The organism is Lysobacter sp. P5_B12, assembly GCF_056400425.1.
Genome location: NZ_JBFULG010000010.1, coordinates 37,299 through 51,066, shown reverse-complemented (window position 1 = coordinate 51,066; position 13,768 = coordinate 37,299). Strand labels below are relative to the sequence as shown.

The window sequence follows — 13,768 nt, the reverse complement described above, 5'->3', positions numbered from 1 at the left end:
TGCGTGAGGTCAGGCGGCGCCGGCCAGGCGCGCGGCTTCGGCGAGGTCGACGGACACCAGGCGGCTGACGCCCGGCTCGCGCATCGTGACGCCGGACAACTGTTGCGCGGCTTCCATCGTCGCCTTGTTGTGGGTGACGAACAGGAACTGTACCGCTTCGCTCATCTCGCTGACCATCGCCGTGAAACGGCCGACGTTGGCTTCGTCGAGCGGCGCGTCCACCTCGTCGAGCAGGCAGAACGGCGCGGGGTTGAGGCGGAAGATCGCGAACACCAGCGCGACCGCGGTCATCGCCTTTTCACCGCCCGACAGCAGCGAGATATTCGACACGCGCTTGCCCGGCGGGCGCGCCATGATCGCAACGCCGGTGTCGAGCAGGTCCTCGCCCGTGAGTTCGAGGTAAGCGTGGCCGCCGCCGAACAGGCGCGGATACAGTTCCTGCACGCCCGAATTCACGCGATCGAAGGTGTCCTTGAAACGGCCGCGGGTTTCGCGGTCGATCTTGCGGATCGCCTCTTCCAGCGTTTCCAGCGCGGTGGTCAGGTCGGTGTCCTGCGCGTCGAGGTATTCCTTGCGCTGCGCGGCTTCGGCGTGTTCCTGGATCGCGGCCAGGTTCACCGGCTCCAGGCGGCGCAGCTTGGCGTCGAAATCGGTGACCGTCTTTTCCCACGCGCCGACGTCGGCATCCGGCGCGAGGGTGTCGATCACTTCCTGCAACACGAAACCGGCTTCCACCACCGCGGCCGACAACTGATCGGCGTTGATGACGAGCGCCTGCTGGTCGAGCTTGCGCTGGCCGATCTTCTCGCGCTGGGCGATGGCCTGTTCGTCGCGCTGGTGGCGCGTCTGTTCGTTGCCGCGCAGTTCGGCGTCGATGCCTTCGAGCATGGAGCGCGCTTCGCCCAGGGCCTTTTCGGCGCGGACGCGTTCTTCCAGCGCGTTCTGGCGCTCGCTTTCCAGCGCGGTGACCGGGGCGTCGCCGTCGGTGAGCTGCGAGGCGAGTTCACCCAGGCGCGAGTCGAGCTGGCCGCGCTGGCTACCCATGCGTTCGAGCGACTGCGCGAGCGCCACGATCTGCGCGCGTTGCGATTCGACCGTCAGCGCGAGCGCGTGCGCGGTGTCGCGCGATTCGCGCGCGGAAACGCGGGCGTTGTCGCGGGCTTCGGCGAAGCGGCGGCGTTCGGCGTCCAGGGCCTGGCGGACCTGTTCGAGTTCGCCCATGCGGCCGACCGCGTCTTCCTGCTTCGAACGCGCTTCGCGAGCCTGGTCGCGGTTCGCGTCGAGCGTGGCGATCAACTGCGACAGCTCGGTGTCGATGCGTTCGATGCGATTGCGCGCCGAATCCAGCTTGCCCTGCTGGCTCTGCAACTGGCCGGCGAGTTCCGACACACCGCGATGCGCGAGATACAACGCGCGCTGTGCGTCTTCGCGCTGCTGCTCGGCGGCGAGCGCCTGGTCGCGCAGGCGCGTCAGCGTTTCGTTGAGGACCGCTTCGCGCTTCTGGAGATCTTCGATCTCCGCGCGCAGCGACTGGATTTCCTTCTCGCGCAGCAACGCACCCTGCTTGGCTGCGCCGGAGCGCACCACGCGCACCCAGCCGGCGCCGAGGCGTTCGCCCGCGCGCGTGATCACCGATTCGCCATCGCCCAGCTGCGGCACGAGTGCGCGCGCTTCGGCCAGGGTTTCGGCGCCATGGAGTTTCGAAAGCAGGCGACGGATCGCGGCCGGGCCCTTCACCTTCGCGGCGAGCGAGGTCGAGGCGACCGGGAACTCGGCGCCCGCCGGATCGACCAGCGTCAGGCGGCCTTCGCCGAGGTCGCCGAGCGCTTCGACGAGTGCTTCGGGCGCTTCGACGAGCACGCCTTCGATCAACTGGCCGAGCGCGCCTTCGACGGCGTTTTCCCAACCCGATTCGACCTGGAGTTTTTCGCCGACGCGCGCGGCGCTGTCGAGGCCACGCGCCTTGAGCCAAGCGGTCGCGGCGCCCTGTTCCTGGCCAAGCGCGGCGTGTTGCAAGGCTTCCAGAGAGGAGAGGCGACCGCGCGAAGCCTGCGCGTTCTTGCGCACGTCCGCGATTTCGCTCTGCGCGCTGCGCTGCTGGTCCTGCATGGCGGTGACGGCCGCCTTGCGTTCTTCGACCTGCGCGGTGAGGCCTTCGAGCGAAGCCTTCTGCGTGTCGTGTTGCTGCTGCGTGCCGGCGAAGGCTTCGGACAGGGACGACAGATCGAGGCTCGCGCGTTCTGCGTTGAGCTGCTCGCGGCGGCGATCGGCGTCGAGCGTCTGGCGATCCAGGTGTTCGATGCGCGTGCGTTCGACATCGCCCGCGCGCGCGGCTTCGGACTGCGCCTTGGTGTGCGCATCCCAGCGTTGCTGCCAGTCGGCGAGCGCGGTTTCGGCGTCGCGCAGCGCTTCCTGGCGCGCGGTGTCGTCGGCGCGCAGGCGTTCGAGTTCGGGTTCGGCTTGTGCGATCGCCTCGCGCAGGCCGTTGAGGCGCGCTTCGTCGCCGCTGATGTGCGAGCCCAGTTCGCTGAGCTGGCTTTGCGCCTCATCGCGTGCGCGTTGCAGGCGCTGCGCCATTTCGCGCTGGTGCGCGATCTGCTGTTCGATGCGGGCCAGCGTGCCGCCGACCTGGTAGACGTTGGCCTGCGCCTTGTTCAGCGCGTCGCTCGCTTCTTCGCGGCGAACGCGATCGGTTTCGATCTTGGCCTCGGCTGCGCGCTGTTCGGCGATCAGCTGCTGCAGGCGGGTCTCTTCGTTGTCCAGCTTTTCCTTCAGCGCCTGCACGCGTGCGTCGAGGCCGCGATATTCCAGCGCCTTCCACTCGGCGTCCTTGATGCGGCGCTCGGCCTGGATCGACTGGTACTGCTCGGCCTGGCGCGCCTGGCGGCGCAGGTGTTCGAGCTGCTTGCCGACTTCTTCGCGCAGGTCGTTGAGGCGGTCGAGGTTTTCGCGCGTGTGGCGGATGCGCGTTTCGGTTTCCTTGCGGCGTTCCTTGTACTTGGAGATGCCGGCGGCTTCCTCGAGGTACACGCGCAGTTCTTCCGGGCGCGCCTCGATGATCTGGCTGATCATCCCCTGCTCGATGATCGAGTAGCTGCGCGGGCCCAGGCCGGTGCCGAGGAACAGATCGGTGATGTCGCGGCGGCGGCACTTGGTGCCGTTGAGCGCGTAGGTGCTCTGCCCGTCGCGGCTCACGGTGCGCTTGACCGAGATCTCGTTGAACGCGGCGTATTCGCCGGTGATCGTGTGGTCGCTGTTGTCGAAGATCAGCTCGACCGTCGCCTGCGACACCGGCTTGCGCGCGGTGCTGCCGGAGAAGATGACGTCGGTGAGCGAATCGCCGCGCAACCGACTGGCCGAGCTTTCGCCCATGACCCAGCGCACGGCGTCGATGATGTTGGACTTGCCGCAACCGTTCGGCCCCACCACGCCGGTCATGTTGGTCGGCAGGTGCAGCGTGGTCGGATCGACGAAGGATTTGAAACCGGAGAGCTTGATCGTGGACAGGCGCATGCGGCGGTCGTTCGGCCCCTGCAGCACGCAGCCTTGCAGGCCCGTGCCGCCGTATGTGAGAGATTCGCTTCGAAACGTCGCCTAAACCATTGATCCGGCAGGCGGCGCACGACGGCGTCATCGTGATTACGCGCGAGTATAGCGAGGCCTTGGAAGCCGTGGGCGCCTCGACCGTGCGAATCGCTCAGCCCGGTGGGGCAAGGCGCTCGCCGGTGGCCGCATCGAAGGCGTGCCAGCGGCCCGGGGCGATCGCAAGCGACAGGCCCTGGCCCGGGGGCGGCAAAGTGCGCGGGGCCATGCGCGAGACCAGCGACTGCGTGCCGACGCGCGCATTGACGAGGGTTTCGTTGCCCAGGGCTTCGATCATTTCGATCGTGGCGTCGAACGCGCCGGCCCCATCGGCGGGCAGCAGGCTTTCGGGACGCACGCCGATCGCGATCTCGCGTTGGAGCCAGGCTTCCGGGACGTCGGCCCCCTCGCCCATCGGAATACGGAGGCCATCGCCGATCTCGAGTGCGAGGCCATCGTGGCGGACCAAGCGCCCGCGCAACACGTTCATCGCCGGGCTGCCGAGGAAGGTCGCGACGAACAAATTCGCCGGCCGCTCGTACAAGGCCATCGGCGTGTCGATCTGCTGCACGTGGCCATCTTTCAGCACCACGATGCGCTGGCCGAGCGTCATCGCTTCGACCTGGTCGTGCGTGACATAGATCATCGTCGCGCCCACTTGCCGGTGCAGTCGCGCGATTTCCACGCGCATGCCGGCGCGCAGCTTGGCGTCGAGGTTGGAGAGCGGCTCGTCGAGCAGGAAGACCTGCGGATGCCGCACCAGCGCGCGCCCGAGCGCGACGCGCTGCCGCTGTCCGCCGGAGAGCGCGGCGGGTTTGCGGTCGAGCAATTTGCCGAGTTCGAGCACGCGGGCGGCTTCGTCGACGCGTGTGGCGATGTCCGACTTCGACGCACCGCGAAGCTTCAGCCCGAAGCCGAGGTTCTCGGCCACGCTCATGTGCGGATACAGCGCGTAGCTCTGGAAGACCATCGCGATGTCGCGGTCTTTCGGGGCGACGTCGTTCACCACGCGCTCCCCGATGCGCAGCGTGCCCGAGGAGATGTCCTCCAGGCCCGCGATCATCCGCAACAGGGTGGATTTGCCGCAGCCCGAGGGCCCGACGAGGACGAGCAGCTCGCCATCGGCCACATCGAAGGTCGCGCCATCGACCGCGACGAAGCCGTTGCCGCCCTTGATGGGTGCGTAGACCTTGCGGACCTGCTCGAGGCTGACCTGGGCCATCGGTTCCCGATTCGACGAAGGGACGGTGCAATGCGCGGCGTGTTGGCGGTATCCTGCCATGTAACCGTTTACACGAACAAACAATGGCCGCCAACCCAAACGCCCGCCGCTTCCCCGAAGGTTTCCTCTGGGGCGCCGCCACCGCCGCGCACCAGATCGAAGGCTCCCCCCTGGCCGACGGCGCAGGCCCGAGCATCTGGACGCGCTTCGCCCATACGCCCGGCATGACCGTGAACGGCGACACGGGCGACGTGGCCTGCGACCACTACAACCGCATGAAGGACGATGTCGCGCTGATGGCCTCGCTGGGCCTGAAGGCGTACCGCTTCAGCGTCTCGTGGTCGCGCATCCTCCCCGACGGCACCGGCCGCGTGAACCAGAAGGGCCTGGACTTCTACTCGCGCCTGGTCGATGAGTTGTTGTCCAAGGGCATCGAACCCCTGCTCACCCTCTATCACTGGGACCTGCCTGCGGCGCTCGACGACCGCGGCGGCTGGCTCAACCGCGACATCGCCGACTGGTTCGCCGAATACGGCAGCGTGCTGTACCGCGCGCTCGATGGCCGCGTGAAGAAGTGGGTGACGCTCAACGAGCCGTGGGTCGTCACCGACGGTGGCTATCTCCATGGCGCACTCGCACCGGGCCATCGCAGCAAATACGAAACCCCGATCGCCACGCACAACCTGATGCGCGCACACGGCGCGGCGGTGAAGGCCTATCGCGAGATCGGCAAGCACGAGATCGGCCTGGTGGTGAACATCGAGCCGAAGTACCCGAACACGCAGTCGCCCGAAGACCTCGCGGCGACCAAGCGCGCACACGCGTACATGAACGAGCAGTACCTCGACGCCGCGCTGCTCGGCAAATATCCGCCGGAACTGAAGAACGAAATCTTCGGCGACGCGTGGCCCGAATGGGCGGACGAAGATTACGCGCTGATCAAGCAGAAGCTCGACTTCATCGGCATCAACTACTACACCCGCAGCGTCACGCAGGCCACCGACAGCTATCCGCTGAAGGCCGGCGCCGTGCGCCAACCGCTGGGCACGTATACGGAAACCGGTTGGGAAGTCTTCCCGCAAGGCCTGACCGATCTGCTGGTTTGGGCGAAGGACCGCTACGGCAACCTGCCGACCTACATCACCGAGAACGGCGCGGCGTTCTTCGATCCGGCGGTCGCCGAAGAAGGCCGCGTGCGCGATCCGCTGCGCATGGGCTATCTGAAGAAGCACCTGACGGCGATCCGCGACGCGATCGACCAGGGCTGCGACATCCGCGGTTACATGGTGTGGTCGCTGCTCGACAACCTCGAATGGTCGCTGGGCTTCTCCAAGCGCTTCGGCATCGTGCACGTGAACTACGGCACGCAGGAACGCACGCCGAAGGACAGTGCGCGGTGGTATTCGAAGGCCATCGCGAGTCACGGCGCGTCGATCGACGACCCGCTCCCCTACTGATCGCCCCGCTCCCTCCCCTGCTTGCACGGGAGGGTTGGGGAGGGATAGCGCGCGTCAGCGCGCAATCTCGACCTTCGCCGGCACGCGCGTCACGCGCGTTTCCTTGCCATTCCAAGGTAGAACGAGCCCGCCCTTCGGCAACTCGATCCCGCCGGCGACCTCAAGCACCACCTTGTCGCCAACCTCCCGCAACGAATACGACAACGCCCCACCCGGCGTACGCAATCCTTCGATCGCGATGCCCTCGCCTTTCAACCAATCGGCGGGAATCCCCGCGGCGATGACGATGGCCTCGTCCTGCGGCCGCTCGTAAGCGAACAGATCCAGCGCCGAGCGCACGTAATCGCTCGCGACCCACGCGTGCGGCAGGTCGCCGAGGAAGAACGGCTTGCGCGGCGTGTGCGAGACGACTTCCGCCCATTGATTCCACGCGCGTGGTTGCTGGTCGGCGAAGAAGAAATCCAGTGCCGATTGCGCGCGATCGCGCCAGCCCAGGCGAACGAAGGTGCCGACGGTCCGCAACTCGTAGGGCGTGTAGTCCTTCCACGCGCGCTCGCCCTTGCGACGCTGCTCGAACTCGCGCCAGTAACGCTGGAAGGTCTTTTCCAGCGCGCCCGGCGGAAGGACCGCATCGGCCGCGCCCGGCGCGAGCGCGATCGTCGTCGACGTCGCATCGAAGTCGCCCAGTTCCGCGGAGCCCGGGATGAAGTCGATCTTCTGCTGCGCCATCGCGGTGCGCAGCGAAGCCTGGAGATCGCCGGAGAATTGATCGCGCGATGCCGCGAAACGTTGCGCGTCTGCGTCCTTCCCGAGCCACTGCGCGATCTGCACTGCATCTTTGTACCCACGCAACGCCCAGAAATCGTCCCAGTAAGAGTGCATCGGTTTGGCCGAATACCCTTCGTGGCTGATCGACGCGGGCATCAGTCCGTAGAACGCGGCGTTCTTCGCGCGATTGGCGTCGGTGCGTTCGCTCGCGCGCAGTGCGTCCATGTACTTCACGGCGCCGACGACGTGCGGCCACATCTTTTCCAGCAGCTCCCGGTCGCGCGTATGGCGATAGACCTCGGCGATCAAATAGATCAACTCGCCGTGGCTGTCGTTCTCCGGCACCGGATCGGCACCGCGATCGTCGACGCAACACGGCACCTTGCCGCTGTCGAATTGATACTGCGCATACCAGCGCAGGAAGTCTTTCGCGATGTCTTCGCGGCCCAGTCGCAACAGACCTTCACCGATCATCGCGCCGTCGCGGATCCACGCGCGCGCATACGAACGCGTGCCCGGTTGCAGGCGCGGGCCCACGCGGCTGATGGCCATGTGCGCGAGCGCAGTGCGGATGGTGTTCGCGATGTGCTCGCCCTGCTCGGGCAGTTTGAATTTCACGCGATCCAGTTTGTCGTGCCATTCCTCCGCGGCCTGCGCCTGCAGGCGAGCGGCTTCATCGTTCGTGATCGGCGTGGATTCCAGGTGGCCCAGCGGCGAACTCAATGCGAGCTCGAACGACTCCCCCGGGGCCAGGGTCCGCATATACGGCAGGTCGGCGAACACCATGCCGTCGGGATCGTGCGCTTCGCGGCTGCGCGGCGGATGTCGTCCCACCCAGTGTCGCGACGCGAACGGATAGGTGTTGGTGAACATCGGCTCGCTCGCGTCCGACAGGGCCACGCGCGGCCAACCGTTGACGAACACCTGCCTCGCTTCGAGGCGCACATCGCGCACGGCACTGAAGCCGCCGCTGGTGTTGAGGAACTGCGTCGATGGATTGACCTGCCAGGGACGCAGTTCCAGCGTAAGGCCGAAATCGCCGGGCTTCGCGCGCGTGTTCGTCAGGCGATAGCGCACGATCAGGCGCGCGTCGTTCGGTTTGCCGACGGCGAAGGCCGTGACATCGAGCCGCGCGTCGTCGCGCACGAAATGCACGGACGGAATCGGCAGGTAGCCGTCCTGCAGCGATTGCGTCGCCGGGGTCGTCGCCCAATCGATGCGCCCTGTCGGCGTCGTGCCGACCGGCCAGATGCTGAAACTGCCGGGCGTGAACTCCACCGCGCCGTCTTCGCCGAGCAGACCTTGCTGCGTGCCGCCATCGATGCCGACGATGGTCCAGTACGATTGCTCGCCGACGAAGCCGCGCGGAAAGTCGCCCTTCGGCATGTGCGCGGCGATGGCCTTCAGGAAATCGTTCTTCGTGGCGGCGAACGCGAGCGGTTGCACTTCGACCGATTCGAGTTCGGCGACCGGGGGTCCGAAGAATTGAACGGACTTGACGTCGATCCGCAGGTAGCGCGCTTCTTCCTCGGGCAAGGCGATGAAGTCTTCGCCGCCGTCGTTGGATCGGACTTCGTAGACCTGCCGCCACGCTTGCCCATCATTCGACAGGGACAGCGTGTACCAATCGCCGCCGGCATCGGGCTTCCATCGCAGGATCGCACCGCCGATCTCGCGCGCCTTTCCCAGGTCGTAGGTGAACACGTTGTCCTTGCGCGACAACGTGCCGGTGAGCGGCGAATCATCCGGCGCCGGCAAGGCCTCGAACGTCAACGCATCGAAACACGCACTGCCCTTCCCGCCCTCGCCGCTCGCCAGCGTGAACTCGAGCTTCGCGCTGTGCCTGAGGTCTTTCTCTTCCGACGGGCCCCACGCCTTCGCGATATGGCGCTTCTTGAAGCGCATCGGCGTCCAGGCGGACGGCAACTCGAACTTCGGCTTCGTCGCCCACCAGACGTTGTCGCCGCTGGCATCGACGAGCTTGAACTGGAAGTCGTTCGTCGGCCCCGTGCCGCGGAGCTTGAATGCGAATGCGTAGTTGTCGGGATAGTCGATCGCGACATCGCGTTGCAGGCCGACGTAGCCGGAGACCTCGTGGAAGTCGTAGTCGAGGCACAAGCCGCCGTCGGCGTTGCGCAAGGCGCCGGTGACCTGGTCGGATTGAATGACTTTCCAACCGTCCTTCGAATCGAAGTCATCGAGCACGCGGGCCTGCACATCGAGCGCCAGCAAGCACAGCACGCACGCGATCCACTTCGTCATCCCTTCACGCTCCCGACCAGCAGGCCCTGCAGGTAGTACCGCTGCAGTGCCAGGAACAACACCAGCACCGGGATCACCGTGACCACCGCGCCGGCCATCATCAATTCGTTGTCCTGCACGTGTTCGCGCGAAAGATTCGCCAGGGCGACCGGCAGGGTCTGCATCGTCTGGTCGCTCAACACGATCAAGGGCCACATGAAGTCGTTCCATGCGCCGAGGAAGGCGAAGATCGCCAGCGTGACCAGGATCGGACGCAAGGCCGGCAGCACGATCTGGAAGAAGATGCGTGCCTCGCCCGCGCCGTCGATGCGCGCGGCTTCCAGCAATTCGTCCGGCAGGGACCGTGCGTACTGGCGCACGAGGAAGATGCCGAACACGCTTGCCAGCCCCGTCACCATCGCGCCGAAGTAGGTGTTCACCAGGCCCATCTGCTTGAGCAGCAGGAACAGCGGCATCATCGCCACCTGCGCGGGAATCACCAGCGCAGCCAGCAACGCGCGGAAGGTGCGCTCGCGCCCCTTGAACCGGAGCTTCGCGAACGCATAACCAGCCAGCGTGTTGAGCAACACGGAGATCAGCATCACGCCGGTCGAAATGAGGAAGCTGTTCAACAGGTAGCGGCCCATGCCGGCGCGCACGAACAATTCGCGATAGTTGTGCAGGGTCGGCTGCGACGGCCACCACGGCGGCGGGAAATGGCTCGCCTCGCCCGGCCGCATGAACGACACCAGCAGCATCCACACCAGCGGCGCGAGTGCGGCCGCGGCGAACACGACCAGCGCCCCGTTCACCGCCACGGACGCCCACAAGCGTTGGCGTGCAACGCCGCTCATTCCGCTCCCTTCCTGCGCGCGAACCACAACAGCCCGCTCGTCACCGTCGTCATCAAGACAAACAACAGAAAGGCCACGGCCGACGCGTTGCCGAGGTTCCACCACTTGAAGCCTTCTTCGTACATCAGGTACAGCACGCTCACGGTGCTCTGCAACGGCCCGCCCTGTGTGATCACGTAAGGCTCGGCGAACAATTGGAAGTAGCCGGCCATCGTGAGGATCGACACGAGCAGCAAGACCGGCCCGAGCATCGGCAAGGTCACGTGCAACAACTGCCGCCACCAGGTCGCGCCGTCGATGCGCGCGGCCTCATACAGATCTTCCGGGATCGCCTGCAGCCCGGCCAGGAAGATGATCATGTTGTAGCCGAAGTTCTTCCACACGGCGAACAGGATGATCGTCGGCATCGACCAATGCGGATCGCCCAGCCAGTCGATCGCGTCGATGCCCATCAGCCCGAGCGCCCAGTTCACCATGCCGTAGCGCGTGTGGAAGAAGTACCGCCAAATCACCGCGACCGCGACAACGGTGGTCACCACCGGCGCGAACAGCGAGGTGCGGAACAGGGGCTTGAAGCGCGCGAGCTTCGAATGCAGCAGCAAGGCTGCCGCCAGCGAGGCCACGATCGACAGCGGCACGCCGACCAGCACGAAGTACAGCGTGTTGCCCAGCGCCTTCCAGAACAGCGGATTGGTGAGCAGCCCGATGTAGTTGTCGAGCCCGACGAAACGCAGGTTGCGCAGGTCGGACAGCGCGTAGATGTCGAAGTCGGTGACCGACAGCGCGAAGGCCGCCAACACCGGCAGGATGAAGAACAGGAGGATCACCGACAGCGCCGGCGCGGTGAACGCCCAACCCGCGAGCGAAGCCTTCATTGCGCACCGCCGGGCAAGGTGTGGTGGTCGAGCATCCAGCGGCGCTTTTCGAGGATGCGGTCGGCGCGGCGATCCATTTCAGCGGCGGCCTCGTCGACGCTCAACTTGTCGTTGGCGACCAGCTCACCCACGAAGCGCATCTCCTGCGCGATGCGCTCCCACTCCGGCACCTTGGGCGCGGAGACTGCGCGCTCGAGTTGGTCGCGGAAGGCCTGGATGTAAGGATCGTTCGCCAACGCGGGTGCCGACCACGGCGCGCGGCGTGGCGGCGGGTTGCCGGTGATCGCGTGCAACCGAATCTGTTGTTCCGGTTCGGCCAACCACGCGATCAACTGCCAGGCCGCCTCTTTGTGCCTGGACTTCTTGAACAACACGAAGCTCGTGCCGCCGGCCACCGATGCACCCGGCCCGTTCGGCCCGGGCAACGGCATCGTGCCCCAGGTGCCCGCTTGCTCCTGCGGCAAGCGCTTTCGGAACTCGGCGATGTTCCAGGGCCCGTTGACGTAATAGCTGAAGTAGCCGCGGCCCAGTTCCTGCCACACGTTCGAGATGCGCGTGTTGTCCACGCGCGGCGCGAGGCCTTCGTCGAAGGTGTCCTTGTAGAACTGCAGCGTGCGCTTGAAACCTGCGCTGCGGAAATTCCCGTGGCGCCCGCCATCGCGCAGCAGCGGATCGGGCTGTTGCACCGCGAGGTTGAGCAGCGGTTCGTATTCGTTGAGCGGCAACAGGATCGCGTAGCGATCGGGGCCCACGTGCTTCTTCACCGCGCGCATCGCCACGCGCCATTCGGCCCAACTGCGCGGCATCGTCTTCACGCCCGCGGCGGCGACGATGTCCTTGCGATAGAACGGCAGGCGCGTTTCGACGTACCACGGAATCGCCAGCGTCTTTCCATCGATGACGCCGGTATCCCACGCGCCCGGGAAATAATCGGAGACCACGATGCCCGGCGTGCGCGCGATCCATGGATCCAGCGGTTCGATCGCACCCAGCGTCGCGAACTCGGAAATCCAAGTATTGCCCAGCGGAGAGACGTCGGGCAGCGAGTCACCGGCGAAGGCGGTGAGCAGCTTCTCGTGCGCGGCCGTGACGGGAAGTTGCTGCAGTTGCACCTTGATGCCCGGGTGCGTGCGTTCGAAGTCGGGCAACATCTGGGCGACCATGTCGCCCTCGTAGCCCATCACCCAGAAGCGAATGGTGGTGACCTTGGTGTCTTCACTAGCGCGTGAACATCCCGCGAGCATCGCCACGCACGCGACACAGGCCCACAGCCACGTGCGCGGTGTGCGTGTCATTTCGCCTCGTCGAGCCACCCACCGGTGAAGCCCGCGCGTTCCAGGCCTTTCCGGATATAGGGATTGCGACGCATCACCGACCAGACGAAATCGCTGCGATGGTTTTCGATCATCAGCACGATGGGACCCTGGTCGATGCCGAGATAGTCCTTGTCGACCCAACCCACGCCTTCGACCAGTTGCCCGTGGTGCAGCTTCTCGTGCTTGAAGGTGAAGCTCGGGTTGAACGCATCGAGGAACCCGTACTGCTGGTAGATCGCCTTGCCGTAGCGGTCGTGCATCGCCTGGATCGCGGCGATCGAGGCCTCCGGCGTAAACGCGATCGACGCGGCCGCGGCCGTCGGCACGATCGTGCCGTCGTCGACCGTGTACTGCGTGCCGACTCCGCGCGCGGTGTAGGTCTGGAATTTGCGCGGCTTGCCGTTGAAGGCGATCGTCGCGTCGATCGGGCCATCCGACGCGGTCCAGCCCCACACGTTTTCGTCGTAGCCCTTCCAGCCCGGCGTGTTCTGTTTGCCGTAGGCCTGCTGCGACAACGCCGCGCGGCGGCTGTTCTCGAAATAATCGATACCTCGACGCTTCATGTAATCGTCGGTGATACCGCGGAAATCGACCCACACGTGCGAATACTGGTGGCCGAACAGCGGCGGGAAGGTCAGGTGTTCCTGGCCGCCGTTGAACGAACCCCACGAACGATCGTAAGTCGAGGTCCACGCGTCGTACGCATCGCGCCCGACCGGATGGGTCGGGGATGCGAGCGCGAGGATGTAGACCAGGATCGCTTCGTTGTAACCGTTCCAGTCGTAGGCGATGAAGCCGTCTTCGGGCTTCCATCCCATCGAGATCAGCGGCTTGCGCACCTGCGCGAAGGGCCATTCCACCGCGCGATACAGCGCATCGGCAGTGGCGCGGATTTCGGCTTCGCGCGGATCGTCGTGGTCGTAATAGGTCTGCGCGAACAGCACACCGCCCATCAGTAGCGTCGTGTCGACCGTCGAGAGTTCGTTGGTCTGGAAGCGATGCCCCGACTGCATGTCGAGGAAGTGGTAGTAGAAGCCCTTGTAACCGGACGTGCCTGTCGCCTCGGGCCCCTGCTTCGCGTTCTTGAGGAAGCGCAGCGTCGCCAGCGTGCGTTCGATCGCCTGGTCGCGCGTGATCCAACCGCGTTCGACGCCGACGCCGTACGTGGTGAGGCCGAAACCCACCGCCGCGATCGAGGAGAACGACGGCGTGGGCCAACGATCGGGCACCAACCCGTTCTTCGGGTTGGTGGTTTCCCAGAAATAATCGAAGGTTCGCTTTTCGAGATCGTCGACGAGCGGCGGAACAGCGCGCTCCACGTGCGCATGCGGCACGGCCGCCGGCGGCTTCGCGGTGTGCGTGGCTTCGGGTTTCGCGGCGTCGCGCTGGCACGAAGCCAGCGCGACGGTTGCGAGCGCGGTGAGGACGATTTTCGAAAGCGCGTGCTGCATTA

At 65.8% G+C, this 13,768-nt stretch carries 8 protein-coding genes; 1 reads left to right on the top strand and 7 read right to left on the bottom strand.

Annotated elements, in window-relative coordinates; translation table 11 throughout:
- Positions 1 to 9: 9 nt before the first annotated feature.
- Together smc and AC1DOM_RS14745 are read right to left on the bottom strand one after the other, a co-directional pair.
- Positions 10 to 3,513 carry a chromosome segregation protein SMC gene (gene smc / locus AC1DOM_RS14750; protein WP_498964662.1) on the bottom strand — a complete coding sequence of 1,168 codons (3,504 nt, stop codon included), beginning with the start codon at positions 3,511 to 3,513 and terminating at the stop codon, positions 10 to 12.
- A gap of 184 nt (positions 3,514 to 3,697) precedes the next feature.
- Positions 3,698 to 4,804 carry an ABC transporter ATP-binding protein gene (locus tag AC1DOM_RS14745; RefSeq protein ID WP_498964611.1) on the bottom strand — a complete coding sequence of 369 codons (1,107 nt, stop codon included), beginning with the start codon at positions 4,802 to 4,804 and terminating at the stop codon, positions 3,698 to 3,700.
- 83 nt (positions 4,805 to 4,887) lie between these two features.
- Here AC1DOM_RS14745 and AC1DOM_RS14740 point away from each other — a divergent pair, with 83 nt between their 5' ends.
- Positions 4,888 to 6,261 (top strand): GH1 family beta-glucosidase, encoded by a 1,374-nt coding sequence (locus AC1DOM_RS14740; protein ID WP_498964609.1) that lies wholly within the window; start codon positions 4,888 to 4,890, stop codon positions 6,259 to 6,261.
- A 54-nt stretch (positions 6,262 to 6,315) separates the two neighbouring features.
- Here AC1DOM_RS14740 and AC1DOM_RS14735 read toward each other — a convergent pair whose 3' ends face one another.
- From AC1DOM_RS14735 to AC1DOM_RS14715, 5 genes are read right to left on the bottom strand one after another with little or no spacing between them, the layout of a single operon-like run.
- A complete protein-coding gene (locus AC1DOM_RS14735) occupies positions 6,316 to 9,291 on the bottom strand; it encodes a galactose-binding domain-containing protein (RefSeq protein ID WP_498964607.1) in 2,976 nt (991 codons plus the stop codon).
- Complete coding sequence (locus tag AC1DOM_RS14730) at positions 9,288 to 10,124, bottom strand: carbohydrate ABC transporter permease (protein WP_498964605.1); 837 nt, start codon at positions 10,122 to 10,124, stop codon at positions 9,288 to 9,290. Before AC1DOM_RS14730 ends, AC1DOM_RS14735 begins: the two co-directional genes overlap by 4 nt.
- Positions 10,121 to 10,999 carry a carbohydrate ABC transporter permease gene (locus tag AC1DOM_RS14725; RefSeq protein ID WP_498964603.1) on the bottom strand — a complete coding sequence of 293 codons (879 nt, stop codon included), beginning with the start codon at positions 10,997 to 10,999 and terminating at the stop codon, positions 10,121 to 10,123. Before AC1DOM_RS14725 ends, AC1DOM_RS14730 begins: the two co-directional genes overlap by 4 nt.
- Positions 10,996 to 12,294: a sugar ABC transporter substrate-binding protein gene (locus AC1DOM_RS14720; RefSeq protein WP_498964601.1), complete on the bottom strand. Its 1,299-nt coding sequence runs from the start codon at positions 12,292 to 12,294 to the stop codon at positions 10,996 to 10,998. The genes AC1DOM_RS14725 and AC1DOM_RS14720 overlap by 4 nt, the downstream gene beginning before the upstream one ends.
- Positions 12,291 to 13,766, bottom strand: coding sequence for a glucoamylase family protein (locus AC1DOM_RS14715; protein WP_498964599.1), 1,476 nt, complete (start codon positions 13,764 to 13,766; stop codon positions 12,291 to 12,293). The genes AC1DOM_RS14720 and AC1DOM_RS14715 overlap by 4 nt, the downstream gene beginning before the upstream one ends.
- Positions 13,767 to 13,768: the final 2 nt, after the last annotated feature.

Bases quoted from the DNA above. Each gene is read 5' to 3' on its own strand.
- smc (WP_498964662.1), bottom strand. From the start codon at position 3,513: ATGCGCCTGTCCACGATCAAGCTCTCCGGTTTCAAATCCTTCGTCGAT.
- AC1DOM_RS14745 (WP_498964611.1), bottom strand. From the start codon at position 4,804: ATGGCCCAGGTCAGCCTCGAGCAGGTCCGCAAGGTCTACGCACCCATC.
- AC1DOM_RS14740 (WP_498964609.1), top strand. From the start codon at position 4,888: ATGGCCGCCAACCCAAACGCCCGCCGCTTCCCCGAAGGTTTCCTCTGG.
- AC1DOM_RS14735 (WP_498964607.1), bottom strand. From the start codon at position 9,291: ATGACGAAGTGGATCGCGTGCGTGCTGTGCTTGCTGGCGCTCGATGTG.
- AC1DOM_RS14730 (WP_498964605.1), bottom strand. From the start codon at position 10,124: ATGAGCGGCGTTGCACGCCAACGCTTGTGGGCGTCCGTGGCGGTGAAC.
- AC1DOM_RS14725 (WP_498964603.1), bottom strand. From the start codon at position 10,999: ATGAAGGCTTCGCTCGCGGGTTGGGCGTTCACCGCGCCGGCGCTGTCG.
- AC1DOM_RS14720 (WP_498964601.1), bottom strand. From the start codon at position 12,294: ATGACACGCACACCGCGCACGTGGCTGTGGGCCTGTGTCGCGTGCGTG.
- AC1DOM_RS14715 (WP_498964599.1), bottom strand. From the start codon at position 13,766: ATGCAGCACGCGCTTTCGAAAATCGTCCTCACCGCGCTCGCAACCGTC.